The organism is Pseudothermotoga lettingae TMO (genome assembly GCF_000017865.1).
Lineage (GTDB): Bacteria > Thermotogota > Thermotogae > Thermotogales > DSM-5069 > Pseudothermotoga_B > Pseudothermotoga_B elfii.
This window is the reverse complement of record NC_009828.1, coordinates 997,681-1,021,885: the sequence shown is the minus strand read 5'-3', so window position 1 is coordinate 1,021,885 and position 24,205 is coordinate 997,681. Positions and strand designations below refer to the sequence as shown.

28 protein-coding genes are annotated in these 24,205 nt (G+C 38.4%); 7 read left to right on the top strand and 21 right to left on the bottom strand.

Translation table 11 applies throughout. The features are described from left to right. Positions 1–8: 8 nt before the first annotated feature. The 7 genes from yqeK to TLET_RS05055 are packed head-to-tail and all read right to left on the bottom strand — an operon-like array spanning position 9 to position 7,952. Positions 9–635, bottom strand: a complete 627-nt coding sequence (gene yqeK / locus TLET_RS05085) for a bis(5'-nucleosyl)-tetraphosphatase (symmetrical) YqeK (protein WP_012003039.1) — start codon at positions 633–635, stop codon at positions 9–11. 1 nt (position 636) lies between these two features. Next, positions 637–918: a DUF503 domain-containing protein gene (locus TLET_RS05080; protein WP_012003038.1), complete on the bottom strand. Its 282-nt coding sequence runs from the start codon at positions 916–918 to the stop codon at positions 637–639. A gap of 40 nt (positions 919–958) precedes the next feature. Then, the gene (gene fusA, locus TLET_RS05075; RefSeq protein ID WP_012003037.1) at positions 959–3,019 is read right to left on the bottom strand and encodes an elongation factor G; all 2,061 of its coding nucleotides are present in this window, start codon (positions 3,017–3,019) and stop codon (positions 959–961) included. Between the two features lie 16 nt (positions 3,020–3,035). Then, a complete protein-coding gene (locus TLET_RS05070; protein ID WP_012003036.1) occupies positions 3,036–4,688 on the bottom strand; it encodes a phosphodiester glycosidase family protein in 1,653 nt (550 codons plus the stop codon). Beyond that, positions 4,685–5,977, bottom strand: coding sequence for a thymidine phosphorylase (locus TLET_RS05065; protein WP_012003035.1), 1,293 nt, complete (start codon positions 5,975–5,977; stop codon positions 4,685–4,687). Before TLET_RS05065 ends, TLET_RS05070 begins: the two co-directional genes overlap by 4 nt. Next, a complete protein-coding gene (locus TLET_RS05060; RefSeq protein WP_012003034.1) occupies positions 5,964–7,229 on the bottom strand; it encodes a sensor histidine kinase in 1,266 nt (421 codons plus the stop codon). Before TLET_RS05060 ends, TLET_RS05065 begins: the two co-directional genes overlap by 14 nt. A 3-nt stretch (positions 7,230–7,232) precedes the next feature. Beyond that, the gene (locus tag TLET_RS05055) at positions 7,233–7,952 is read right to left on the bottom strand and encodes a response regulator transcription factor (protein WP_028843216.1); all 720 of its coding nucleotides are present in this window, start codon (positions 7,950–7,952) and stop codon (positions 7,233–7,235) included. 167 nt (positions 7,953–8,119) lie between these two features. On the opposite strand from TLET_RS05055, the gene TLET_RS05050 reads away from it, so the two are divergent. The 3 genes from TLET_RS05050 to TLET_RS05040 are packed head-to-tail and all read left to right on the top strand — an operon-like array spanning position 8,120 to position 10,874. Beyond that, complete coding sequence (locus TLET_RS05050) at positions 8,120–8,605, top strand: type II secretion system protein (RefSeq protein WP_028843217.1); 486 nt, start codon at positions 8,120–8,122, stop codon at positions 8,603–8,605. Positions 8,606–8,610: 5 nt separating this feature from the next. Then, the gene (locus TLET_RS05045; protein ID WP_148202136.1) at positions 8,611–10,566 is read left to right on the top strand and encodes a hypothetical protein; all 1,956 of its coding nucleotides are present in this window, start codon (positions 8,611–8,613) and stop codon (positions 10,564–10,566) included. Further along, a complete protein-coding gene (locus tag TLET_RS05040; RefSeq protein WP_012003030.1) occupies positions 10,563–10,874 on the top strand; it encodes a type II secretion system protein in 312 nt (103 codons plus the stop codon). Before TLET_RS05045 ends, TLET_RS05040 begins: the two co-directional genes overlap by 4 nt. Before the next feature lie 12 nt (positions 10,875–10,886). Here TLET_RS05040 and TLET_RS05035 read toward each other — a convergent pair whose 3' ends face one another. The 8 genes from TLET_RS05035 to hflK form a co-directional block, all read right to left on the bottom strand. After that, the gene (locus TLET_RS05035; RefSeq protein WP_012003029.1) at positions 10,887–12,611 is read right to left on the bottom strand and encodes an ABC transporter ATP-binding protein; all 1,725 of its coding nucleotides are present in this window, start codon (positions 12,609–12,611) and stop codon (positions 10,887–10,889) included. Between the two features lie 41 nt (positions 12,612–12,652). Continuing rightward, the gene (prmC, locus tag TLET_RS05030) at positions 12,653–13,435 is read right to left on the bottom strand and encodes a peptide chain release factor N(5)-glutamine methyltransferase (protein WP_041428568.1); all 783 of its coding nucleotides are present in this window, start codon (positions 13,433–13,435) and stop codon (positions 12,653–12,655) included. 32 nt (positions 13,436–13,467) lie between these two features. After that, positions 13,468–13,767, bottom strand: coding sequence for a metal-sulfur cluster assembly factor (locus TLET_RS05025; RefSeq protein WP_012003027.1), 300 nt, complete (start codon positions 13,765–13,767; stop codon positions 13,468–13,470). A gap of 12 nt (positions 13,768–13,779) precedes the next feature. Beyond that, complete coding sequence (locus TLET_RS05020) at positions 13,780–14,262, bottom strand: ferritin-like domain-containing protein (RefSeq protein ID WP_012003026.1); 483 nt, start codon at positions 14,260–14,262, stop codon at positions 13,780–13,782. 4 nt (positions 14,263–14,266) lie between these two features. Next, entirely contained in the window at positions 14,267–14,755 is a 489-nt protein-coding gene (locus tag TLET_RS05015; RefSeq protein WP_012003025.1) for a ferritin, read from the bottom strand. A gap of 56 nt (positions 14,756–14,811) precedes the next feature. After that, a complete protein-coding gene (locus TLET_RS05010) occupies positions 14,812–15,444 on the bottom strand; it encodes a peroxiredoxin (protein ID WP_012003024.1) in 633 nt (210 codons plus the stop codon). A gap of 133 nt (positions 15,445–15,577) precedes the next feature. After that, positions 15,578–16,426, bottom strand: a complete 849-nt coding sequence (gene hflC, locus TLET_RS05005; protein WP_012003023.1) for a protease modulator HflC — start codon at positions 16,424–16,426, stop codon at positions 15,578–15,580. Further along, positions 16,423–17,343 (bottom strand): FtsH protease activity modulator HflK, encoded by a 921-nt coding sequence (hflK, locus tag TLET_RS05000; RefSeq protein WP_012003022.1) that lies wholly within the window; start codon positions 17,341–17,343, stop codon positions 16,423–16,425. Before hflK ends, hflC begins: the two co-directional genes overlap by 4 nt. A gap of 106 nt (positions 17,344–17,449) precedes the next feature. On the opposite strand from hflK, the gene cysE reads away from it, so the two are divergent. The 4 genes from cysE to TLET_RS04980 are packed head-to-tail and all read left to right on the top strand — an operon-like array spanning position 17,450 to position 19,923. Continuing rightward, positions 17,450–18,076 (top strand): serine O-acetyltransferase, encoded by a 627-nt coding sequence (gene cysE, locus TLET_RS04995; RefSeq protein ID WP_012003021.1) that lies wholly within the window; start codon positions 17,450–17,452, stop codon positions 18,074–18,076. Beyond that, the gene (gene cysK, locus TLET_RS04990) at positions 18,006–18,884 is read left to right on the top strand and encodes a cysteine synthase A (protein WP_012003020.1); all 879 of its coding nucleotides are present in this window, start codon (positions 18,006–18,008) and stop codon (positions 18,882–18,884) included. Before cysE ends, cysK begins: the two co-directional genes overlap by 71 nt. A 56-nt stretch (positions 18,885–18,940) precedes the next feature. Continuing rightward, positions 18,941–19,441 carry a cyclic pyranopterin monophosphate synthase MoaC gene (gene moaC, locus TLET_RS04985; RefSeq protein ID WP_012003019.1) on the top strand — a complete coding sequence of 167 codons (501 nt, stop codon included), beginning with the start codon at positions 18,941–18,943 and terminating at the stop codon, positions 19,439–19,441. 29 nt (positions 19,442–19,470) lie between these two features. After that, positions 19,471–19,923 carry an MOSC domain-containing protein gene (locus TLET_RS04980; RefSeq protein ID WP_012003018.1) on the top strand — a complete coding sequence of 151 codons (453 nt, stop codon included), beginning with the start codon at positions 19,471–19,473 and terminating at the stop codon, positions 19,921–19,923. A 27-nt stretch (positions 19,924–19,950) separates the two neighbouring features. Here TLET_RS04980 and TLET_RS04975 read toward each other — a convergent pair whose 3' ends face one another. The 6 genes from TLET_RS04975 to TLET_RS04950 all read right to left on the bottom strand — a co-directional run bounded on the left by TLET_RS04975 (position 19,951) and on the right by TLET_RS04950 (position 24,196). Continuing rightward, positions 19,951–20,274, bottom strand: a complete 324-nt coding sequence (locus TLET_RS04975; protein WP_012003017.1) for an SPW repeat domain-containing protein — start codon at positions 20,272–20,274, stop codon at positions 19,951–19,953. A gap of 115 nt (positions 20,275–20,389) precedes the next feature. Continuing rightward, positions 20,390–21,898: a YifB family Mg chelatase-like AAA ATPase gene (locus TLET_RS04970; RefSeq protein ID WP_012003016.1), complete on the bottom strand. Its 1,509-nt coding sequence runs from the start codon at positions 21,896–21,898 to the stop codon at positions 20,390–20,392. Positions 21,899–21,903: 5 nt separating this feature from the next. After that, positions 21,904–22,284: a divergent PAP2 family protein gene (locus TLET_RS04965; RefSeq protein WP_038051162.1), complete on the bottom strand. Its 381-nt coding sequence runs from the start codon at positions 22,282–22,284 to the stop codon at positions 21,904–21,906. After that, on the bottom strand, positions 22,256–23,341 hold the full coding sequence (gene ychF / locus TLET_RS04960; RefSeq protein ID WP_012003014.1) for a redox-regulated ATPase YchF: 1,086 nt from the start codon (positions 23,339–23,341) through the stop codon (positions 22,256–22,258). The genes TLET_RS04965 and ychF overlap by 29 nt, the downstream gene beginning before the upstream one ends. After that, positions 23,338–23,646 carry a DUF1844 domain-containing protein gene (locus TLET_RS04955; RefSeq protein WP_012003013.1) on the bottom strand — a complete coding sequence of 103 codons (309 nt, stop codon included), beginning with the start codon at positions 23,644–23,646 and terminating at the stop codon, positions 23,338–23,340. The genes ychF and TLET_RS04955 overlap by 4 nt, the downstream gene beginning before the upstream one ends. 118 nt (positions 23,647–23,764) lie before the next feature. Next, entirely contained in the window at positions 23,765–24,196 is a 432-nt protein-coding gene (locus TLET_RS04950) for a macro domain-containing protein (RefSeq protein ID WP_012003012.1), read from the bottom strand. Between the last annotated feature and the right edge of the window lie 9 nt (positions 24,197–24,205).

Below are 24,205 nucleotides of genomic sequence, written 5' to 3'. Positions count from 1 at the left end.
ACTTAACCTCATTTGCTCTTATTTAAATCTACCGCTGAACCACGCCAGTTCCAGTTGGAATTTCCCTTTTGCAATTCTATCAGCCAATTCCACATCCTCACAGTTTCAGGCAAGATAAATAAACCTCTCTTAATTGCATACTGTATTTTGTTTTCAACTATCAAAAAAAGTGCCTGGTTCAAATCTTGTTTTGCTACTTGCCTTAGCCAATTAATATTGTCATAGATTCTGTTTTCCTCAAGTGAATCTGACAGAAAAACAATCTTTCCTATGTCTGCAAGATTTTCCTTGCCGCTTGTGTGGTATGCAATAGCCTGTAGAATTTCTCTGTCGCGCAGATTAAACCTTCTTTTGACAAATTCTGCCGCAATTTTACCATGCAGGAGAATCGGGTTCAATCTTTCGAGCTTTGTAATTCTAATTCTGTACGCAACAGCCATTCTCAAAAGAACATCCGGTTTTACATCTCTAAAGATATCATGCGCAAATCCAGCAACAGCCACACGATCCTCATCTACTTCATGAATTTTTGCAAGTTGTACGGCAAAATCTACACAGGATTTGATGTGTAAAAAACGTTTATTGCTGAGCAACAAATCAGAAATTTTATGTAACTCCCGAAAAATCTGATCCATCTCACCAACCTTCTCTTTCAATTTCAACTATCTCAAGGCCCATGGTGTTTTCTATCAATGCTGTTATATCCTCAACCACGGCATCGAGTATGCTTTGTGATGAAGAAACGATCGCAACTCCCAATTCTGACCATGTTTTTGAATCACTGTATCCAATCTCACATGCAGATACATTGAATTTTGCTCTAATCTCATTGATAAGTTTTTTCAATAATGAGCGCTTTTCTTTGAGACTGGCTATGCCAAACAATCTCAATTTATAACTCAAAACAGCTACGTGCATCCAAAATCACCTTAAAAATAGGGGGAATTTCCCCCCTTTATCATGCATTTTGACTTTCTTGCTTTCTCTCCTGGATTACTTTTTCCTGAATATTGGGTGGAACTTCCTGGTATCGTACAAATTTCATCGTGAAATAACCACGACCACTGGTAATTCCAGAAAGCTTTCCAGAAAAATCAAGCATTTCTGCTAGAGGAACTTCTGCCTTCACTTTTGACATACCCCTCCCGATTGATTCCATTCCCTGCGGCCTTCCTCTTCTGCTTGTTACCTCACCTATGACATCTCCTGCAACTTCATCGGGACAGAATATTTCGACTTCCATTATAGGTTCCAGCAAAACTGGTCTTGCTTCTTCCATACCTTTTCGGAATGCTTGAATGGCTGCGATCTGGAAAGATATATCTGAGGAATCAACTTCATGATATGAACCATCGAAAAGCGTTACTCGAACATCAACAACCGGATAACCAGCCACAGAGCCTCTTTTCATTGCTTCAACGATACCTTTCTCAACAGAGGGAATAAAATTCTTTGGTATGACTCCACCAAAGATTTTATCGACAAATTCAAAACCCGCTCCTCGCGGAAGTGGTTCCAGCTCTATTTTGACATGTCCGTACTGTCCATGACCTCCTGTTTGCTTTTTATGTTTGTATTCGGCTACCGCTTTTTTCGTAATAGTTTCTCTATAAGCTATCTTTGGCTTTCCCACTTCTACATCCACGCCAAAGGTGCTTTTCAATCTTTCAATCATTACATCTAAATGGATATTCCCTAAACCGGAAACTACTGTCTCTCCGGTTTCAGGATCGTATTCCCATTTGAATGCAGGGTCTGTCTCAGACAGCCTTGATAATCCATTACTAATTTTATCAATATCTGATTTGGATTTTGGATTAACTGATCTTGAGAACATTGGTTCTGGAAATGCCGGGGTTACAATAGTTAGTTTTCGATCTTTGTGTGTAAACGTTTCACCGACGGAACCTTCTTTGAGCTTTGGTAAAACAACTACATCCCCACATGAAGCCTGGTCCACTTCTATCTGATCTTTTCCACGTGGAAGATAAATTCGACCAAATTTATCCGATGTACCTCGATTGACATTCACATACGTATCGCCAGGTTTCACTGCACCGGCTATGATTTTTATATAACTGACACGTCCCACGAATGGATCGACCACTGTTTTAAAATTATATGCGCAGAATGGTTCTGTCTCAGAAGGTTTAATTTCGACCTCTTCTCCAGAATCAAGCCTCGCCATGTACGAAGTTGTTTCAGATGGACTCGCACCAAGTAGAGAAACATAATCCAAAATCAGGTCAATACCTATGTTTTTTTCAGCAGACCCACAAATAACAGGAACTATTTGGCAGGTCTTGTAGGCTTTGATCATAGCATGTATTAATTCTTCAGAACCTATTTCCTGCCCATCGAGGTATTTTTCCATGAGTGTATCATCTGATTCAACAACGTCTTCAATGAGCCTCAATCTTAACTCCTGAACTTTTTCGGAAAATTCTGAAGGTACGGGGATTTCCTCGCGTTTTCCAGAGTTGTATACATAAGCTTTCTCGGATATGAGGTCGATTAATCCTCTGAAATTTGCCTCGCTCCCTATTGGAAGAGTAACAGCAACTATTTTTCTATCGAAAGATGAGGCAAGCTCATTCACGGCACTTTCGAAATTTGCTCGTTCTTTGTCCATTTGATTTATAAAAACCATCACAGGTTTTTTCATATCTTCAGCCATCTGCCAGGTTCGCTCTGTCTGGATTTCTACTCCGGCGACAGCATTCACAACACTCAGGGCGTTTTCGCTGACAAACAAAGAATTTATAACTTCAGAGATGAAATCACCAAAACCAGGAGTATCAATAACTGTGAAACTAAAATCGTTCCAATCGAAGGAATATACATGAGAAGAAACACTTGATCCTTTAGATTCTTCAATCGGATCTGTATCAATTAGTTTTGAGTTAATTCGATCCATCAGGCCAGAGTTAAATAACATAGCACTGAGCAATAAACTCTTTCCTGATCCGTTATGCCCTATCAGTGCTATGTTTCTTTTTTTGTCGATTGGCCTACTCATATATCCACCTCCACATTTATTTGTTGTCCTTTTTTACAACAAGCAAGGATGCAGGAACTGCCCTTACCCAACCTGTTGGAACCTTACTAACTACTCTGTCAAAAATAACCATTATCGATGAACTTCCACCATCGAAATTCATAGCCGAATAAAAACCTTTTTTTAAGGAAAATTCAACAAGCTCGTCGTAATTGACTCCCCCAGAACCATCTTGATCATTGATTACAGCCAGCACCACTTTACCATCTGGAAGAGTAGCGGCTAATGTTCTGGTTGCACTCGCCCTTGCAATGCTTCCCCCATACCTGTTCTTTTCGTCATTTCTATCTGGTATTGGTGAACCTTCATAAAGAATCAGAGGACCTGCTTCTATTGCATGTTTTATGGGATAAGGAAAGTTTGTGTTCACGATATACTCAACGGTATCACCGATTTGAATCCCCTCAAGATATTTTTTATATTTCGATGAAATAGCAAGTACAAAACCATTTTTGGGAGCTTTCGATAGCCATCCAGTGCCATTAACTTTTCCATCAACAACGGAAAAATAGACCATTTCATCTCGATAAGGAATCGAGAGACCAAACTCCGGAGTAAATATAAGAACTTCACCTTGGGCGATCGTGTTAATTCCTTTAACAAGAAAAAGTAATTGCCCTACTTTAATATTCACATCAAAATATATTCTGCTTATATAAACCTCGTTCGAAAAAGTTTGAATAAATACAGGTCTATCACCATATGGCATAGATAAAATTTTACCATCTACAATCAGCAAACCGATTGGTAATCCTGTGTTAGTATCAAAATAATTTGCATTAACACCAGCTACTGCATTTTTTCTAATGACCATTTTTTCAACACTTTCAAGACTACCTATTCCCCCAGAACTGATCTCAGGTTTGAGATCAACAAACTGTGGATCTATCCACAGGTAATTTACAAGCATATCCTTATTTCCAATTTTCTCGACTTTCTGCTCCCAGTAGACTCCTTTTGCAATCTGTTCTCTGCCAAGCTGAGGAAAGCTCACAGTAATTACGAAAGAATTGTCCTGAAGTTTTGTCGAAAGAACCGGTTTTGCTTCGGTATCAAGAAAAATTTCCATCTGCAATTTGTAACCATTCTGGTTGATTTTAATCTGATCTGTAGAAACGACCTCAGATAAAACGGGCGAAAGCTCGAGAACCACTTTCGATTCTTCGGACTTTATCTCAAGCATTTCTTCAAAAGGAGAACCCATAAAATCGAGTTTCAATTCATTATGAGAATAATCTACAGAGGTGAGAACACATACTTTATCAATAAAGGCTTCCATGCCTGCTGGAGTTACATATTTTGAAAGTCCTAAAATTTTCGAAAGTAAATCAACACTTATCATTATTTTATCCGATGTATATAGTGCAGCATTTTCATAAATATCTAAAAAATCCACCGTCACTGTCCCGCTTTTCTCAACAATAATGATCTGATTTTTATAAATAAGGTATGCCCTTTCAGATCTATTTGAAATCACTATTGAAAAGCCTAAGGATTCAAGTGATTTTATGTCGATGAAACCATTATATTCTTGAACAGTGACAAATTTTCCATTTACTCCAACAAGTACTTGTGAAATCAAAATAGAACTGTACAGTATAAAAAAGGCGAAGATTAGAAAACGTTTCATTTGATCACCTCAAGCAAAATTTCAGGACTCTGTGGTCGATCATTCGAGATTTTATAGGCACTTTTTATCAATTTTATAGCCGAATCAATATCACTTTTTTCAGAAACGTAGATCCTTGCGACAGGTTCATTCGCTTCAACAAAATTTCCAACCTTTTTGAGCACCTCTAAACCAACGCCTGGATCGATTTCGTCTTCCTTTTTGACTCTGCCAGCGCCAAGTAACATAGATGCAACCCCAATTAATTCTGCATCTATTCTGTTTACATAACCTGACTCACCAATTCTGACATCCATAGTTTTGCTGCTCACGGGAAGTAAATCATAATTCTCTATTACCTCAGGATTGCCGCCTTGCATTCTGAGAAAATCTGCAAATTTGCCCAAAGCCTTTCCACTATGAATTGTATCGTAAATTTCATCCTCTTCTGCCTTCAATCCGGCAAGATCAAGCATCTCTCTGCAAAGAATCAAACACAGCTCAGTAAAGTCGTCAGGCCCTTTTCCCTTAAGAGTTTCTATTGCTTCTATTACCTCGAGAGAGTTTCCCACCATTCTCCCAAGTGGTTGATCCATATTTGACAGCACTGCTGATGCTTTTCTGCCAAATTTTCTGAGGATATTTATCATCAAATTGGCTAATCTTCTCGCCTCATCAACTGTCTTCAGGAAAGCTCCTGATCCCACTTTTACATCAAAAATTACACCATCTGCACCGCCTGCCAGCTTTTTGCTCACAATACTTGAAGCAATGAGCGATATGTTATCCACAGTAGCTGTTGCATCTCTAAGGGCGTATATTTTTTTGTCAGCTGGAACAAGTTCACCTGTTTGCCCCGCAATAGAGAAACCAATATCACGAACTATGCTGTAAAATTCATCTTCTTTCAGATTTGTCCTCATACCAGGAATTGATTCAAGTTTGTCAATGGTGCCACCTGTATGTCCGAGTCCCCTGCCAGACATTTTAGCGATCTTCAAGCCAAAACACGCTACCATTGGGAGTACGACCAGAGTCGTCTTATCCCCAACACCACCTGTGGAGTGTTTATCGATTTTAAATCCATCTATACTGGATAAATCGAGCATTTTTCCGGAATTTGCCATGGAAATAGTTAGATCATATGTTTCTCTCTCACTCATTTTTTGAAAATACACTGCCATAAGAAAAGCAGCCATTTGATAATCCGGTATTTTTCCGTTCACATACCCCTTAATTACGAAATCTATTTCATCACTCGTAAGTTCGTAGCCATCTCTCTTCTTCTTTATGATGTCATACATTCTCATCCAGATCGATCCTTTCAACAGGTAATTTTACAGTAAAACTTGTTCCTGCGCCGGGCTCGCTCTCAACAAAAATCTGTCCATTATGCCGATCAACGATTGTTTTAACTATAGAAAGTCCTAAGCCAGAGCCTCCCATTTTTCTGCTTCGTCCTTTATCGACTCTGTAAAACCTGTCAAAAATCCTGTTTAATGCATCTCTCGGCATGCCCGGACCGGTATCTGATACCCTAATTACAGCCTGCGAACCTTCTTTCTTAACAGAAATAGAAACCTTTTTCTCGCCAGATTCTTTGAGTGATGTATATTTTACAGCATTATCCGCTAAATTGAGTAACATTTGAATCAATCTATCCTGATCTCCGTCAATAGTTACCTCTTCACAATCATATTCAACCTTAACATCATAATCAATTGATAAAGGTTCAGTTATAGACACAACATACTTAACAACGGAGCAAAGGTCAATCTTTTGAAAATCAAATCTCGCTTCCCCAGATTCCAATCGTTCCAGATCCAGTAGATCATTTATCAACCTCGACATTCTGGCAGACTCATTTTCTATAATCTTGAGAAATCTGTCTCTCGTTTCTGCATCCATATCAGGATCGTTCAAAAGTGTTTCGGCATAGCCGTGAATGGATGTCAGAGGAGTACGTAGCTCGTGTGAAACGTTAGATACAAATTCGCGTCTCATCTCATTTAATTCGTATTCTTTTGTCATATCATGCAACAATATAACTACCCTTCTCTCACCGCGAGGCAATAACACAGGTGTCATTTTGCAGGAATAATATCTCTTTTTCCCCTCAACGTGCATAACTACGTTGCCTTCCTGAATATGCCAGCTTTTGACAGCTTCATCAAACATTTCGATTAAGTAATAATCTTCGAGAGCTTCGTATATTTTTCTGGTTGTAACTATTGGTCGCGACATCTTTTGTGCAGCTGTGTTGGCAAATAATATCTCTCCGCTGCTACTGTCCACAAACAAGATTGGATCCATTATACTGTCAAGGAGCGTCAGCGTATTTTCTCGACTTTTCTGAGCCATCGATAGTTCATCTTCAAGATTTTTGATTTTTTTCCTCAAAGATTCCAAAACATAATAAGGTGGCGAGTCATCAGGAACATCTGCCAACTCCGCCACCCTAACAACAAATCTCTTATATTTTTCAATTCTTTTGGATGTTATAAGTTCATAGAAAATTAAGGTTGCTGCCGATGCAACAAGGATTGCAAAAAAAACCAGCACGCATTATTCTTCCTTCCCTGGGTCTCTGAATTTGTAGCCTTTTCCTCTAACTGTAATTATATACTTTGGATTTGATGGATCTTCTTCAATTTTTGTTCTCAATCTTCTTATATGAACATCCACAGTTCGTGTGTCTCCGTAATAATCATAACCCCAGAGCTTATCTAAAAGAACATCTCTGCTGAAAACTTTGCCCTCGTTTTCTGCGAGAAATCTCAATAGCTCAAATTCAAGAGGTGTCAGGCTAACTTTTTGATCATGGACTTTAACTTCATATCTTTCAACGTCAATTTCTAAACCTTTTGCTACTATCTTTTTAGGCCTTTCTTCTCTTTCCTGTGCGCTCAGCTGTATTCTCCTGAAAACAGCCTTAATTCGAGCTATCATTTCTCTAATACTGAATGGCTTCGTAATATAATCATCTGCTCCAAGCTCCAGACCAAGCACTTTGTCAAATTCTTCGCCTTTAGCGCTCAAGAAAACTACAGGTGTGTTCCTGTATTTTTCCATGGAACGGAGCTGCCTGACGAGTTCGAAACCGTCCATTCCGGGTAACATGATATCCACTATGAACATGTCAACAGATTCGTTCCCAACAACCTTTAAAGCTTCCTCTGCATCATAAGCTTTAAGAACATCATAACCTTCGCGTGCCAGATTGTAACTCACTAACTCGATGATAGACGGATCGTCATCGACAACAAGTATTTTCTTTTTCGCCATATTTTCACCCTTTACGGGTACACCTCCCCTTCTGAAAAGTACGTTTTTTCGAAACTCACTCCGTGTTAACATTATAACAGAAACCTGTGAGATTGTAACATAAATTCTCATTCAATTCCATCAATTAAACAAAAAGTGATAAAATGAAGGCACAGGAGGTAAGGTATTTGAAAAAAGGATTCAGTTTATTTGAATTACTTATTGTACTGGCCGTGTTTTCGGTTTTCTTGATAGTTTTGTCAATTGTGCTGAATGATTATTTAAAAAAAGCAGAACAAAATATTGAAGTACTCGACGCGCTTAAAAGACTCACCGAAGCGTCAAATAAAGTTACTCAATATCTTTTGAGGGCATCAGGGGATGCTATATCGGTAAAAATAGCATCTTCTACAGAAATAACCTTTGATATAATAATTGCGGGCGAGAAAATCAACGCCAAACTTCAGGTAGCCGACGAAAACACGGTTCTGTATTACGAGAACAACCTTTCAGAAACAATTAAAGTTGAAAATGTCGAAATTAGGTTTGAAAAAGCTGATCCTTCATCAGAAATAGATTTGCCTGTAAAACTAACTGCTAAGACGAGAAATCCTTTCAATAAAGATTCTAATCTTGTAATTGAATCGACGATTTACCCACCTGGAGTGAGGTGATCACCGTGAAATCAAAGGGTGGATATGTGGTTGTCTTGAGCATCCTACTTGTTTTTGTATCATCGATAGTAGCTATTGCCATATTTTCTCAAGTTGAAGCAACTACAAGGAAGGTTTCTTTAACGATCCAGAAGATGGAAAATCAATCAGATGCTCTCAAAATCCTTGCAACAGCGGCAGCATATTTAAGAAGTAGATACAGTGTTGCAAACGGTTTTTATCTTGCAGATCATCCTCAATCTCAAGAGTTCGACGCGGCAAAAGAATTCATAATTAGCAGCTCTGGACCGGTAGAAAAAACAATCTGGCAAAGTTTTTTCCAAGGAGATGCAGAAGAGATAACATTCACGGTTGCCAAAAATTTGCTCCTAACAGGCAGCACTGACTCTGATTTGAAGAAAGCTTTGAATAAGAGCAAAGAACGAGGTTTAATCAACGCAGATCTTTCGAAAGTGAAAGTTCTTGCTTTTTCTGAATCTAACGAGCGATCCTGGTCAGTGCTTCTTTATGTGAACGTAGATTCATCCTGGTGCTGGGCACTTACTGGCCCTGAGGGATTTTTTAACTATGCTGTTTTCTTACCAAACGGAATACCTTCTTACGCTTACTATAGCACGGGTGAAGTAATAGATGGACCAAGCTGGTTTGGAGTCGATGATAATGGAAAAGGCGGACTTGGCATAGGAGGAAACCCGGGTCCGAGATTTTATGGAAAAACTTTTTATCGATTGCTCAGAAAATACTCAAATCTCAATGAAGAGAATATTTTCATAGGCGGTAGAGTGGTCCTTTCCGATGAGGATGTTGCTGCATTCAAAAATGCCTATCAGGGAAAAACTTATTGGGAAGCTCAGATGGCCGCAATCGATAAAGTAGATATAATCGATCTTGTTACCGGACAGCTTCAGGCACCTGAAAACCCAGCAGGCTTAATTTTAACTTACTCAAAAGACCCCGGAAACCAGCCTGAAGATCTGATAATGACTTCAACTATTCAAAAAATCAACGGTGAAGATACCCAGGTAGTTAAATTTTACGGATACGATGGCAAATTCAGATCAGATAACAGTAATTATGAAGTAGAGCTTTTGATCCCTTATCCCGGTCCTCCAAATGTACCTGTAACTATCGTGGCAACTGAAACAAAACCGAATGGAGATACAAACGTGTATACTGCAAATTTGCCATCATTTAATGGATTTCTTGGTCTTTTTTGTGATACGACCAATTCGTCTATTGCATTGGGAGAGAAAAATAAATGGATCAAGAATGTGTTCATGGGAGACTGGACTGTTCTCGTGATGGGAAATAAAGGAAGACAGCAAGAACAGACACCATGGGACGTGGTTAATATATACAGCGATGTTGAATATTACAGCGCACGCGATGATTCAACAATGATCGTCGAAACATCAAATGCAAGTTATACAGTATACATGAACCCATTTTTCTATGATGGTACGCCTATTCCAAATCAAAGAAATGTTGTCGGTAGACTCAAACTCACTGATGGGAGCCCGACTTCTGAACTTGTCGATGGAAAAAGTTTCTGGGACGCATGGTATAAGAAATTGTCACAGACAAGCACGAGAGATCATTTAAATTTCATAACAACAGGCGATATATCAACCCCCTGGCATGATGGATACAAAATCAGCTCGAAGATTAGAAATATAAGATTAGATATGAGTGTCTTTACCATGTATTGGGACAGAACCAGGAAACCCGGACATGGAAATAACGTATTGATTCCAACTCTGGAGGTTGACTACAGAAATTTCAAGGGGCTTGGCTACAGAGTTGTTTTTGGCTCTATTGCCTCGGAAGCTGTTACAGCAACGTGGGATGGAAGCAAAGGCTTGAAAGAGTTCAACATTTTTGACAACCGGTTGTACTCAGCAAGGAGGGGATTCTCTCCAATGACAGGAGCTATTTTGCTCGAAGGATTGAGATTAAGATGAAAGGTTACTCTATAATCGAGTTGATTATAAGCCTTTTTGTTATCGCAATAGCAGCACTCATATTTTCGCTGTCTATAAATCAAGCGGTGGCTTCTTTTTCAAAATCAAGTGAAAAATTGATTGAAAAAATGACATTCTTCTCTAACGTTACAAGCAATTTTGCCGGAAAAAGTTCAGGCACAATCGTCAACACTCTTGACAAAATCCTTGGATATGATCTATCAGGTTCATATGCATTTTTTGATGCTATAGAAGTAAGGCAGACAGAAAACGGATATGTCTATTCATTAAAAGATACAACTTTTTGAAAACAGCATTTTCTATGCAAATTGTATTTGATAGAGTTTGTAATAGACTCCTTTTTTTGAAAGCAGCTCGCTGTGTTTGCCCTCTTCAACTATCTTACCATCGTGAACTACAATTATTCTATCCGCTCCCTTTACGGTGGATAATCTGTGAGCGATCATTATAACTGTCTTTTCCTTTGACAAATCTTTGACAGCTTTTTCAATCCTTGATTCTGTTTCAACGTCGATATTACTTGTGGCTTCATCGAGAATCAGGATTTTTGCATCAAACAATACAGCACGCGCAAGTACAATAAGTTGTCTTTCTCCCGCCGACAGTGTAGACCCTCTTTCGATTATTTTTGTATCTATGCCGTTACCAAGCTTGTTAATCACGTCATAAGCGTAAACTTTTTTCAGTGCTTCTATGACCTGGTCTCTTGAATATTCTTCGTGAAACAATCTGATGTTATCAAAAACAGTGCCAGAAAAAAGAACAACATCCTGTGGGACCGCGGCAATCTGCTTTCTAATTTTCCTGAGATCGTAATCAAACATTTCTTTTCCATCAATTAAAATTCTTCCTTTCTGAGGCACGTACATACCATTTATCAGGTTCATCAGAGATGTTTTTCCCGCACCAGTTTCACCAACAATAGCTGTAAGCTCTCCAGGTTTGAAAGAAATATTCACACTTTTTAGCACCCATTTTTCAGAATTATAACTGAACCAAACATTTTCGAAAGTAAGCTGGCCTGTTTTTATGAATTCAGTATTATTTGGATTTCCGAGGGGCTCTGGTTTTTCATCCATAAGCGAAAATATCTTTTCGCAGGATGCCGCAGTATTTTGAACTATATCATATTTTTCGGATATATCACTCAACGGTCTCATAAAAGTATCGATATACGCGACAAAGGCATACAATTCGCCAAACTGTATAGTTCCACCAACTATGTACTTTGCACCAAACCATATTACGAAACTAAGTACGAGGTAATGTATGAAGTCTATAAATGGTCTAAAGATAGCAAAAACATAGAGCTGTTTTACCAGGCAACGATAAAGATCTCTATTCACAGAATCGAATTCTACAGCTTTATATTTCTCTGCCCGAAACAGTTTTATTACACTCATTCCACTAATATGTTCAGCAAGATAAGCATTGACTCTTGCAAGATTGGTTCGTACCTGCCTGTAAACTTTTAAATCGAAATACCTGAACAAAAATATGGCAAGTACTATTACGGGAAACATAAACCCTATGTTTGCAAGAAGTCTATAGCTTATTCTGAGCATAAAAAAAATGACTCCTGCAAGCAGGAATACGTCCTTAACCATAGCCGTTACAACTGTTGAGAAGAATTCCTGGATATTCTGAGTATCATTAACAATTCTTGTATTGATCCTTCCTGATGGGTTCTTATCAAAGAAAGACATAGGTAGATCAAGCACTTTTCCATAAAGATCACTTCTTATATCGTAAACGATCCTGTTTCCCAGAAAAGAATTGAGGTATGTACTCAAATAACCCAGTAAAAATTGCATACCAAATATGCCTAAAAGAATCAGCGCCATCTGAGAAACACCTTTCAATCTCTGATCAGCACTGAGCTCAGGGTTATTCATATAATTATCTATTGCCATTCTGATGAATTGCGGTGGTAAAAGATCAATAACAGCGGCTATAAGAACTGTTATTATTGCAAGCACAAAAAACCAGAAATATGGTTTTGCATAACCTAAAAGCCTCTTCAACGTTTATTCACTCCGTATCGTTAGTCTCACGAAGTATTTTACTACTGTACAGCCAGAGAAAAAAATCTAATTTTTCCAAATTGATCTTTAAAAAATGAAATTTTTCCAAAATAGTTGCAAATTTTCTGTATCTCTTCTTTTTGATCTGGAGAAAATTCCATGATCAGTATTTTGTTTTTCAAAAGATCTGGCTCTGAAAAAATTTGTCTATAGAAGTCAAGTCCATCATTGCCTGCAAAAAGTGCTTCATGCGGCTCATGCATAACATCTTTCGGTAACTTTGAAGATACAGGAATATAAGGAGGATTAGAAACAATCAGCTGTATCTCATTTATTATGTGTTTAACAGGGGTTAGAAAAGCACCTCTGAAAAACTCTATTTTTGCGGCGTAATCAGCTGCATTTTTCATAGCTGTTAAAAGTGCCTTTTTGCTGATATCTGACGCATAAACTTTACAGTTAGTGTTCAATGCAATAGCAAGGGCGATGGCACCAGATCCGGTTCCAATATCCAATACAGTAGAAAGCTTGTTCTTTCCGATAATATCAAGTGCAATATCTACCAGCACTTCTGTTTCAACGCGCGGAATAAAAACACCCTCTTCGACAGAAAGCTCCAGGCCGTAGAAATAACACTTCCCTGTTATGTACTGCAAAGGAATCCCAGAAGCGCGTGATTCAGCTAATTTGAAAGCCTTTTCTGATATTGAATAAGGAACTTCGTCCTCAAATAAAAGCAAAATCTGCTCCTTGGTCATGTTTCCAACCTTTGACAACAACAAAAGTGCCTCCGTTGCAGGTGAATCAGAGGCACTTTCCAGCATATTTTTCATCAGTATGTAAAGTTGCCTGAATGTCATATACCAAGTTTTTCTCGCAAATCCTCGCTCATTCTGTCTGGCGTCCAGGGTGGATCAAAAGTGAGATCAATCTTTACATCCTTAACGCCATTTATCTGCCTTATTTTATCTTCGGCATCTTGCAAAATCATTCCTGCCAGCGGACAGGCCGGTGTAGTCATAGTCATGGTCACGGAAACATTGTCATCACTGTCTACAGAAATATCATAAACAAGTCCGAGGCTCACAATATCAAGACCAAGTTCGAAATCAATAACATTTTTCAACGCATCAAGAACCTGCTCTTTACTAACCATAAACTACCCCTTTCATAAACTCTCCAGCAAATCTGTTAGAGTCGCCACATGTTGCATTTCTTCTTTTACTATTAGATCTATTTTTTCTTTGCCAAGTTTTTCGTTCACTGCTTCCTTTATTCCAAGATAAAAAATAATAGAGTCTTTTTCTATATCTATAGCCACTCTTAAAAGATCGGAAATTGATTGCACATTTTTGAATTTAGTTTCAGGATCAGAAATCAGATCAAAAACCTTACTGTTTGCTATTGATCTGAGGTACTGAATCGCCTCACCTTGCGGATCTAAAAATTGAGAGATCTCCCTCTCTTTTCCTGCAAGTTCTAATCTCATCTCATGAAATCTTTTTTCGTGCTTTCTTTCCATGTCTGCAAGATTTAAGAAAACTGATTTCTTCGTGTATTCCGAAAACTTTTCGGCCGCTCTTGTATAAAAAATTACTCCGTTTCTCTCGATTTGCTCAGCAATTTCGAATATCTCGTCAATATTAAACATTTTCTCACTCCCTGCTGGCAAGTTGTCTGTCAAGCATTATTATACCAACAGAATTGTCCTTGATTTTCTCCAGAATTTCCAGAATCTTCAATGCATTTGCTTCTTCTTCAACCTGCTCATCAACAAACCACATAAGCATAGAGTAAGTCGCATGATCGTTTTCTTTTTTTGCAAGGTCAACAAGGTTGTGTATGCTTTCAGTAACTTTCTTCTCGTGTTCGTAGACATTTTTGAAAACTTCATATGGATCTTTCCAGTCCATGGGGGGTTTTTCAAGGGCGAAAAACTCTACTTTTCCTCCACGTTCATTGATATGATTGTAGAATTTCATAGCATGGTTGAATTCTTCCTTGGCCTGCAATTTCATCCAGTGTGCCATTCCCTCGAGATTTTCGGAATCAAAATAAGCCGCCATTGATAAATAAAGATATGCAGAATCAAGTTCCTTTTTTATCTGTTCGTTTAGAGCTTTCAAGATAATCTGACCTATCATCTCAATCAACCTCCTGAGTATATTATAAACCCCGAGCGACAAGCCCGGGGCAATTTTCAAATTTTCTTATGACATAACCACCAATCCAGGCATTCATATTGCTCTTTTCTCTTTTTCGCCTCTTCAACTGTCGTTGGCGGTGGAATTATAACTTCATCTTTAAACAATTCATTTTCTGGCCAGTTTGCCGGCATAGCTACTTTGTTCCTGTCTGCTATTTGAAATGCCTTAACAATTCTAACAACTTCGTCTATATTTCTACCAAGTTCTTGCGGATAATAAAGAATAGTTCTGATAACACCATTAGGATCAACAACAAAAACGGCTCTCACAGTATTGCTGCCTTTAGCAGGGTGAATCATACCGAGGGTCTCGGCTACTTTTCCTGTGTCTGCGATAATTGGAAATTCGATCTCAACTCCAACTTTTTCTTTGATCCACTCTACCCATTTGATATGAGAAAAAACCTGATCAACACTTAAACCTATTAACTCTGCTCCCAATTTTTTAAATTCATCATATCTCTTCTGAAAGCCTATAAACTCTGTTGTGCAAACCGGTGTAAAATCTGCCGGATGGCTGAAAAGCACAAACCACTTTCCCTTATAAACATCTGGAAGTTTTATTTTTCCATGTGTTGTGAGAACTTCCATTTCCGGAAATTTTTCACCCAAAAGTGGTATACCCATCAAAATCACCTCCATGTTAAATATAGCACACAAATTTCAAGGAAATTATAATAAATCCATATCTAATATAAAACGTATCAAAATAGTAATATTATTAAATAAAAAGTAAGATGGAGCTTCAGCTCCATCTCAATTATTTCATCTGATCCAGTATACTAAGATCTTCACCTACCAGAACCACGCTATCAGGAATAATCGATTTATAACTTTCAAGAGTTCTGAGCAATCTATAGAAATCATAATTTGCAGCGAAGGCTTCTGCATATATTCTGGTGGCGCTCGCTTCTCCTGTTCCTCTTATTCTTTCAGCTTCACTTACTGCTTCAGCTCTCAATATGGTAGCCTTTTTCTCTGCTTCTGATCTAATTTTCTGAGCTTCTTTTTGTCCTTCTGCTCTTATCAATGCTGCTATACTCTGCCTCTCTGATTTCATTCTCTCGAAAACAGCCTGCTGGTTTTCAGTCGGTAAATCGGTGTGCTTTACACGAACGTCTATAATCTCAATACCGAAATCAGCAAGATTACTTCTGGAAAAATTCGTTATATCTGCCAGATATTCCCGTTCACCCGTAACGATATCATCGAAGTCAAGTTTTGCAAGCGTGTTTCTCAGGCCAGAATAAACGACGTCATCTATTCTTGAAAGCGCAAGAGATACAGTTTTAATTGATTCAATGAATCTCTTTGGGTCATCTATTCTCCAGATAGCATAAGAATCAACCAGCAGAGTTTTTTTATCCAGAGTGATCACTTTTTCAACAGGTATATCGTAAATATGATACCTTTTTCCAAATCTGACAACATTATCAACAAACGGGGTTCGCAAATAAAGCCCGGGTTCCGATATAATTTTTCTTATTTCACCAAATCTCAATACAATGGCATACTCAGTTTGATCGACTATGAAAAACGAAAAGCCAAGAAAAATAATAGCTATCACCACTATAATTGCCAAACTGATCAAAATCGCTATCTTTTTCATTTAGAACCACCACCTATCAAATCCTCAAAGTTTAACAGGGCGATATTTTGTGCGTCACTCAGCAATATAATTCTTTTTGCTTTCGGTAAAACTTCTTCGAGTGTTTCGATCTTTAATCTTATTTCAGTTATTTCTGGAGAGGTTTCGTACTCTTTTAAAATACTCAGGAATCTTTGGGTTTCACCAACAGCTTGCAAAACTTTTTGCTGAGCATAAGCTTCCGCATCAAGAACTATTTTTCTTGTTTCACCTTCGACAGAAGGTATTAAATTATTTGCATATTTTGTTGCTTCATTAATGTATCTTTCTTTGTCCTGCTTTGCGTTGTTTACATCATCGAAAGCCGCTATAACCGGTTGCGGTGGGACAACTTCCTGAAGTAAAACATTCAGCACTGTTACACCTACATCATATTGATCCAGCAGCTGCTGCGCAATTTGATGGGTTTCATACGCAACGGTATCTCTTTCTGAAGTGAGAATATCATCCACTGTTCTTTTTGATATCCTATCTCTCAAAGCTGATTCAGTTGTAAATTTTACAAGTTCTTCGGGATTTTCAACATTAAAAACAAATTTTATTGGATCATTTACTCTGTACTGAACAACTGCTTCAACACTAACTATATTCCCATCTTTGGTTAAAATCAAAGCTTCATCCTGTTTTTGTACATATTGCCCCGGTCTCACCGTTCTGAATCCAATTTCCTGTTTTCTGACCGTTTGTACATCAACAATCACATGAGTCTGAAATGGAAATGGTGCGTGAAAATGTATACCCGGTCCGGATGTATGGCTATATTTGCCAAAAGTTTTCACTAAGGCAACCTGCGACGGATTAACCTGATAAACACCTGTCGCAAGATACAAAAACAAAGCTACAACTACAATCACAAGGACAATTACCTTAGTTTTCATTCTGACACCTCCCATTCCAGAATATCAGAACTTTGAAACACAAACTTTAAGATTATAAGTTAAACTCAAATTAGACTAAATTTGGAGGTGTTTATATGTTGCTGGGGTGCGAATATTCAGATTCTGGTCAGATTTCATCAATGTTTTTAGAGCTATTTCCGAAGATATAGCTTATTATTTAAAACTTGATCCCTCATCAACGAGTAGATTCCATGTGTTATTTTTTAACGCTTCCTTCCATGGTTTAGTATGCTACAGATTCTCGAACTTTTTTTATAGACACAAACTCAAAATTCTTGCCCACGTCATTCATTACTTTTCAAGAGTACTTTTCTCTATGGACCTTCATCCTGCAGCAACCATTGAACCGGGAGTAGTAATCGATCATGGTATTGGTGTTGTAATTGGGAGCACCGCTACGGTTGGAAAAGGAACATTAATTTATCACGGTGTTACACTGGGAACAAAAAAAGTTTGCCCGGGCAAGAGACATCCAGATATTGGAAAAGATGTTGTTATAGGTGCTGGAGCAAAAATATTAGGACCGATAAGCGTTGGAGACAGAGCAACCATTGGAGCCAATGCAGTGGTCTTGCACAATGTTCCAGAAAATAGCCTTGCGGTTGGAATCCCGGCAAAAATTTTGAGAAAGGAGGTTTTCAATGCTCAATTTGATAGGCAACACACCAATGATCAGGTTAAAGAGCGAACCGAAAGTATTTGTGAAACTTGAAAAGTATAATCCATGGAGCAGTATTAAAGATAGGCCAGCACTTTTTATGGTAGAAGCAGCAGAGAAACACGGAAAAATTAAAAACAATGTGATTGTTGAACCAACAAGCGGGAATACAGGCATAGCTCTATCCGGCATAGGAGCTTTAAAAGGTTACAGAGTTATTCTTACCATGCCAGAAAATGTAAGCAAGGAAAGGATATCTCTTTTGAGGGCTTTAGGCGCTGATGTAATTTTGACTCCTTCTGATAAAGGGATGAAAGGAGCAATAGACAGAGCAATTGAAATAAGAGATGAAACAGGTGGTTATATGCCAAATCAATTCGAAAATCCCTACAATCCTCTGTCCCATAGAATTACCACCGCCTGCGAGATACTCAGACAAACTAATTATCATATCAATGTATTTGTAGCAGGAGTTGGAACAGGAGGCACTATAACAGGTGTTGGAAAATTGCTTAAAGAACTTTACGGGCAAAAAGTCAAAATCGTTGCAGTCGAACCAGCAAAATCTCCTATGCTTTCGAAAGGTGTAGCCGGGAAGCATGGAATACAGGGTATTGGGGCTGGCTTTATCCCAAAAATTTTGGATCGTAGTGTTATAGACGAAATAGTAACTGTTGAAGACGAAGAAGCTATTGCAACAACCAAATTTTTATTGCACAAAGAAGGTTTAACAGTAGGAATATCAAGTGGAGCAAACATTTCGGTTGCTATGAGGATCGCTCAGAATATGCCAGAGAATTCGGTAATAGTGACAATAGCCCCGGATCATTATGAAAGATATCTCAGTGTCATTGACCGGTGAAAATTTGGTAGAATGCAAAGTGAATTTGAGTTTCTGGAAAGGGAGCTGGTAAAAAAATGACCTGGGATTTTTCCCATATTGATAAAAAAGGAAATATTCGGATGGTTGACATAACCTCTAAAGAAAACACCGAAAGAATCGCAAAAGCACTTGCTATTGTTCAGATGAATCGAGAAACCCTATTTAAAATAAAAGAAAACGAAGTAAAAAAGGGAGATGTTATAACAACAGCCAAGATTGCTGGAATAATGGCTGCGAAGAGAACATCTGAATTAATACCGCTATGTCACAATATCAATTTAACTCACGCAGAGATAGAATTCATTTTGAGAGAAGAACAAAATTCGATAGAAATAATATCAACAGTCAAATGTAGAGAAAAGACAGGTGCGGAAATGGAAGCTTTAACAGCAGCCTCTGTTGCAGCACTTACCATTTATGATATGTGTAAATCTATTGATAAAAGTATGGTTATAGAAAAAATATGCCTCCTGGAAAAATCCGGAGGTAAATCTGGCCACTGGAAAAGAAATGAGCTATCATCTGATAATACATAGAAACGGTTATTACAGGAGGAGCACAGTACATGACAAAAATTTACGGTAAAATAATTTCAATAAATGTTTCCAAGGTCAAAGGTGTGAAGAAAACACCAGTTGAAGAAGTTATTCTGGTTGAAAATCATGGTATATCAGGTGATGCACACGCCGGAAACTGGCATAGGCAGATTTCAATGTTGTCGATTGAAAGTATAGAGAAGGCAAGAAAATGGGGAATTGATGTAAATGCTGGAGATTTTGCAGAAAACATTACGATTGAAGGTGTAGAAGTTTGGAAATTGCCACTAAAAACCAGAGCTATTATTGGAACAGTAGAACTCGAGATTTCTCAAATTGGCAAACAATGTCATGATAAATGCGAAATAGCAAAAATTGTTGGCAGGTGTGTCATGCCAGCAGAGGGAATTTTCCTGAAAGTTCTTCGTGGTGGAAAAATAAAGGTAAATGATGTCGTAGAATTTTGTATTCCTGACAAATAAAAACCCGGCGAGAGCCGGGTTTTTAGCCTAACTTGCTTTTGATTTTTTCATAAAGAACGAGAGAATGAGGTTGATAATTCCCATAATCAATCCATTCGTCATAGCCGCTGTCTTTGAGCCTGTTATGCTTGGAATGAACGACGAGATGATTAACCAAATTCCTACAATCAAAATTATCCATGCTACAGTTTTCGTCTGTTTAAAATCCATGGCACTGACAGCAGCAAAAATGATTCCAGTGATGAGGAAATTAGCCAGATTTGCTCCTTTTGAGCCTGCGATGTTCGGTATCAGCACTGAGACAATTAGCCAGAGGGCCACTATCAAGATGAGCCAACCTTTCCAACTCATCTTTCCTCACCTCCTGTCAATGGCAAAAGCCACAATAATATTTTCCACCATTTGTATTCAAAATGAGATTATGTTAGGTTACATGATAGTTAAGAGGCTAAAATTAATTCTCAGATCAAAGGTGATCCTGAGTTTTATACTGGATGGCTTCCGCTACATGGTTAAGCTTTATTCGATCACTTTTATCGAGATCGGCTATCGTACGAGAAAGGCGTAGAATTTTATCGATGGACCTGTTAGAAAGGTTAAATTTCATGGTAGCTAATTTTAAAATATCTTCGCTTCTGTCATCGAGCTGGATAAAGTGGCGAAGCAACTTTGAGGAAAGTTTGGAGTTAGTCGAAAAATTGTAACCGGCGTACCTTCTGTATTGAATTTCCCTCGCAGCAATAACCCTGTTTCTTATTTCATTGCTACTTTCAGATGCCTGTTTCGAAAAATACTCATCAAATTCCATTTTCTGAACCTGAATTATGATATCAATTCTGTCAAGAACAGGACCTGAAATTTTCTTGTTATACCTTATTATATCGTATGGGGTACAACTGCAAACTGCTTTTGGATCACCGTAATTCCCACATGGGCAGGGATTCATTGCAGCAACAAGCATAAAGCGCGCTGGATATGTTATCGTCATTTTTGCCCTTGCAACGGTAACAGTACCTTCTTCGAGAGGTTGCCTCAATGCTTCAATAACATCCCTGCGAAATTCCGGAAATTCATCTAAGAATAAGACACCGTTATGTGCAAGTGTGACTTCTCCTGGTTTCGCATCGTTTCCTCCACCAATTATGGCAACACTCGAGGCAGTATGATGTGGGGAACGAAATGGCCTGAAGATTCGATTCGAGTTCATCATTCCAACAGTGCTGTAGATTTTCAGAACTTCTATAGTTTCATCATCAGTCATCGGAGGCATTATACTCGGAATTCTTCTGGCGAGCATTGTTTTTCCAGAACCAGGGCTCCCTCTCATCAAAACATTATGAAAACCAGCAGCGGCTATCTCAAGTGCCCGTTTTGCCACTGCCTGGCCCTTTACATCGGCAAAGTCAAGTTCAGATTCATACTCAGCTGGAGGTATTCCCCTAAAAGATACTGGTTCATATTTCACAACTCCATTTATGAACTCAACAACTTCTTTGAGTTCCGCAAACGCGTATAATTTTAATCCGTCAACCATTTGAGCTTCCCGCAGATTTTCTTCTGGAACGACAACTATTCCTTCATAATGAATCTCACTTAAAAAGAGCAGGGTAGTTAAAATTCCGCGAACACTCCTTATCTTTCCGTCAAGAGAAAGTTCCCCGAGGGCAAGAATATCGGCTCTCTGCAAAACTCCAGATGCTTGTAATATTCCAACAGCTATTGGAAGATCCAGCAGCGATCCTTCTTTTTTCAAATCAGCTGGCGCGAGATTGACTACAACTTTACCTTGAGGAAATTTGAATCCAGAGTTTCTCAAAGCACTTTTAACTCTTTTTTTGCTTTCCTTGACAGCTGTATCACCGAGACCAACTATATCAACATCATGTATAATGCTTTTTCTGTCGATATCTACCTCTACTTCTATTGGCGTTACATTCAATCCAACAACTGTTACTGAAGACAATTTGGCTGGCATATTAATCACCACAATGGAATTTTAGCTGGCAAAAGATGAGCAACCGTAAAGCCAACACCAATTCCTGCAAATGCTTGAAGCCAGGTGTGCCCGAGATCTTCTCTCACATATGGTCTTAAATTAACAGCATCTGCAACAACTACCATAAGCAATGCAGTGGCAACAGCAGTTGCTGGTGAATCATAACCGGTACATCTCGCCAGAGAAAAAGCAAGACCCGACATCGCAGCCGCGTGGCCGCTTGGCATGCCACCGTATTTTTTGAACATAGAGAAACTCTTCGAAAATATCACTTTAATAGTTTGAGCAACCAGAAAAGACAAAACAGTTGCTATTAAAGGTGTATTTTTCAAAAGATCAACTATGGAATAAAAAGTGGACAACATCTCCCTCCTTAATCAAATAATCTTTTCCGTGAGCTTTTATTGCCCCTGCTTCCTTGGCTTCCTTCATGCAAGAAAAATTTATGAGTTCGTTGAAAGAGATAACTTCAGCCCTGGCAAATCCTTTTTGGATATCTGTGTGTATAAGTCCTGCCGCTTCGTAAGCAGAGCTGTTTTCAGGAACAACCCAGCTGCGAGCTTCATTTTTTGTCGCAGTTAAGAAACATATTAATCTCAAGCTTTTTTTAATCTCTTCAAATAATCTTTCTTTAATGAATTTTTCAAACCCATACGCTTCGAGAAATTCTTTTGCTTCATCTTTTTCCATCTGCCTCAGTTCGTACTCAAGGCGGGCATTAATTGCCAGAAAACTGAATCCTTTGTTTTTGGCAACGCGCTCTACTTTCTTATTTAGTTCCCTGTCAATACCCCACTCATCAACGTTGGCAATATATATAACGGGTTTCTCGGTTAGAAGAAACAGGGAGTCTATTATCTTACTTTCACTTTCATTTCTTTCAAACATTACAGATAATTTCCCGCTTTCTAAGTGTTCTTTCAATCGTTGCAAAAAAATAAGCTCGTTGCGCGAATCTATATCCCCTGATTTAGCCTGCTTTGATATCTTGGCCATTCTTTTTTCTATCGTCTCAAGATCTTTCAGTATCAACTCAGTTTCCACAATCTCTATATCTCTTTCAGGGTCAACATCACCCATTGGATGCGAAACATCATCTATTTTGAAGCAACGCACAACATGAAGAATCAAATCTACCTTGCTTATATGATCTAAAAACTGATTTCCAAGGCCTTCTCCATGGCTTGCCCCTTTTACTAAACCAGCTATATCGACGATCTGAATGAAAGGATAGATGATTTTCTGCGAACCTTCCATCTGCGCAAGTTTATTGACCCTCTCATCAACAACAGTTAAAACGCCATTGTTTGGCTCAATAGTACAAAATGGATATTCTTCAGCCGGGACATTTTGATCTGTGATCGCGTTAAAAAACGTCGATTTTCCACTATTTGGAAGACCTACTATACCTGCTTTTTTCACGTTTTTTCGCCCTTTGATTTATTATATTGGTTTACATAATTAAGTTTTAGGTTAGATACAATACCTTCTAATTCTCTGTAAATCTCATCTTCGATATTCCCATTTAAGGCTTTCAATATAGCATCAAGTGTATCAATGCCTATTCTGGCTTCTTTAAGATCCTGCCTCATTTCACCATATTCATCTTTCACAAGCCCAAGTCTTGCCCAGCACCGCGCAGCAATTGTATTAAAACTGAGCAATATCAATTCAATCATCGAAAGTTTGACAATTTTTTCTTCTTTCTGATCTGTAATGGTTACCACCCCCAGAATCTTTCAAAGGTTTCCAAAAAAATCTGGCAGGTCTGATGATCTATATTGCAAATTCTTATTGTTTTAAGGGAGTTATCTTTGCATGATATTAAATAATCTTTAATCGCTCTTAAGAAAATCTCCGCGCAGTCTTTTTTGGAAAACCAAATGTACCACTACTTATTGCCGGGATACTTATGGATTTTTCTCTAAGTTCATTAGCCTTAAGCAAAACATTTTTGACCGTATTGTAAAGTTTTACGTGCTCATTTCCTTCACCCCATACCGGTCCAACGGCATGGAAAATATATCTCGCTCTTAATTTTCCAGCCCCCGTCACCGCCACACCAGAAACAGGCACCGAACCGTACTTCTCTATATATTCATCGCTCTCTTTTTGGATTTCCTCGCCACCTGCTTTTACAATAGCCCCTGCAACTCCGCCGCCATGCCTTAAGTATGAGTTCGCCGCATTTACTATAATATCTGTTTCCTGTCTGGTTATATCATCCTCAACAATCTCTACACTCACATCCTCATACCTGAAAGTTCTCAATATCACAAATTTTCA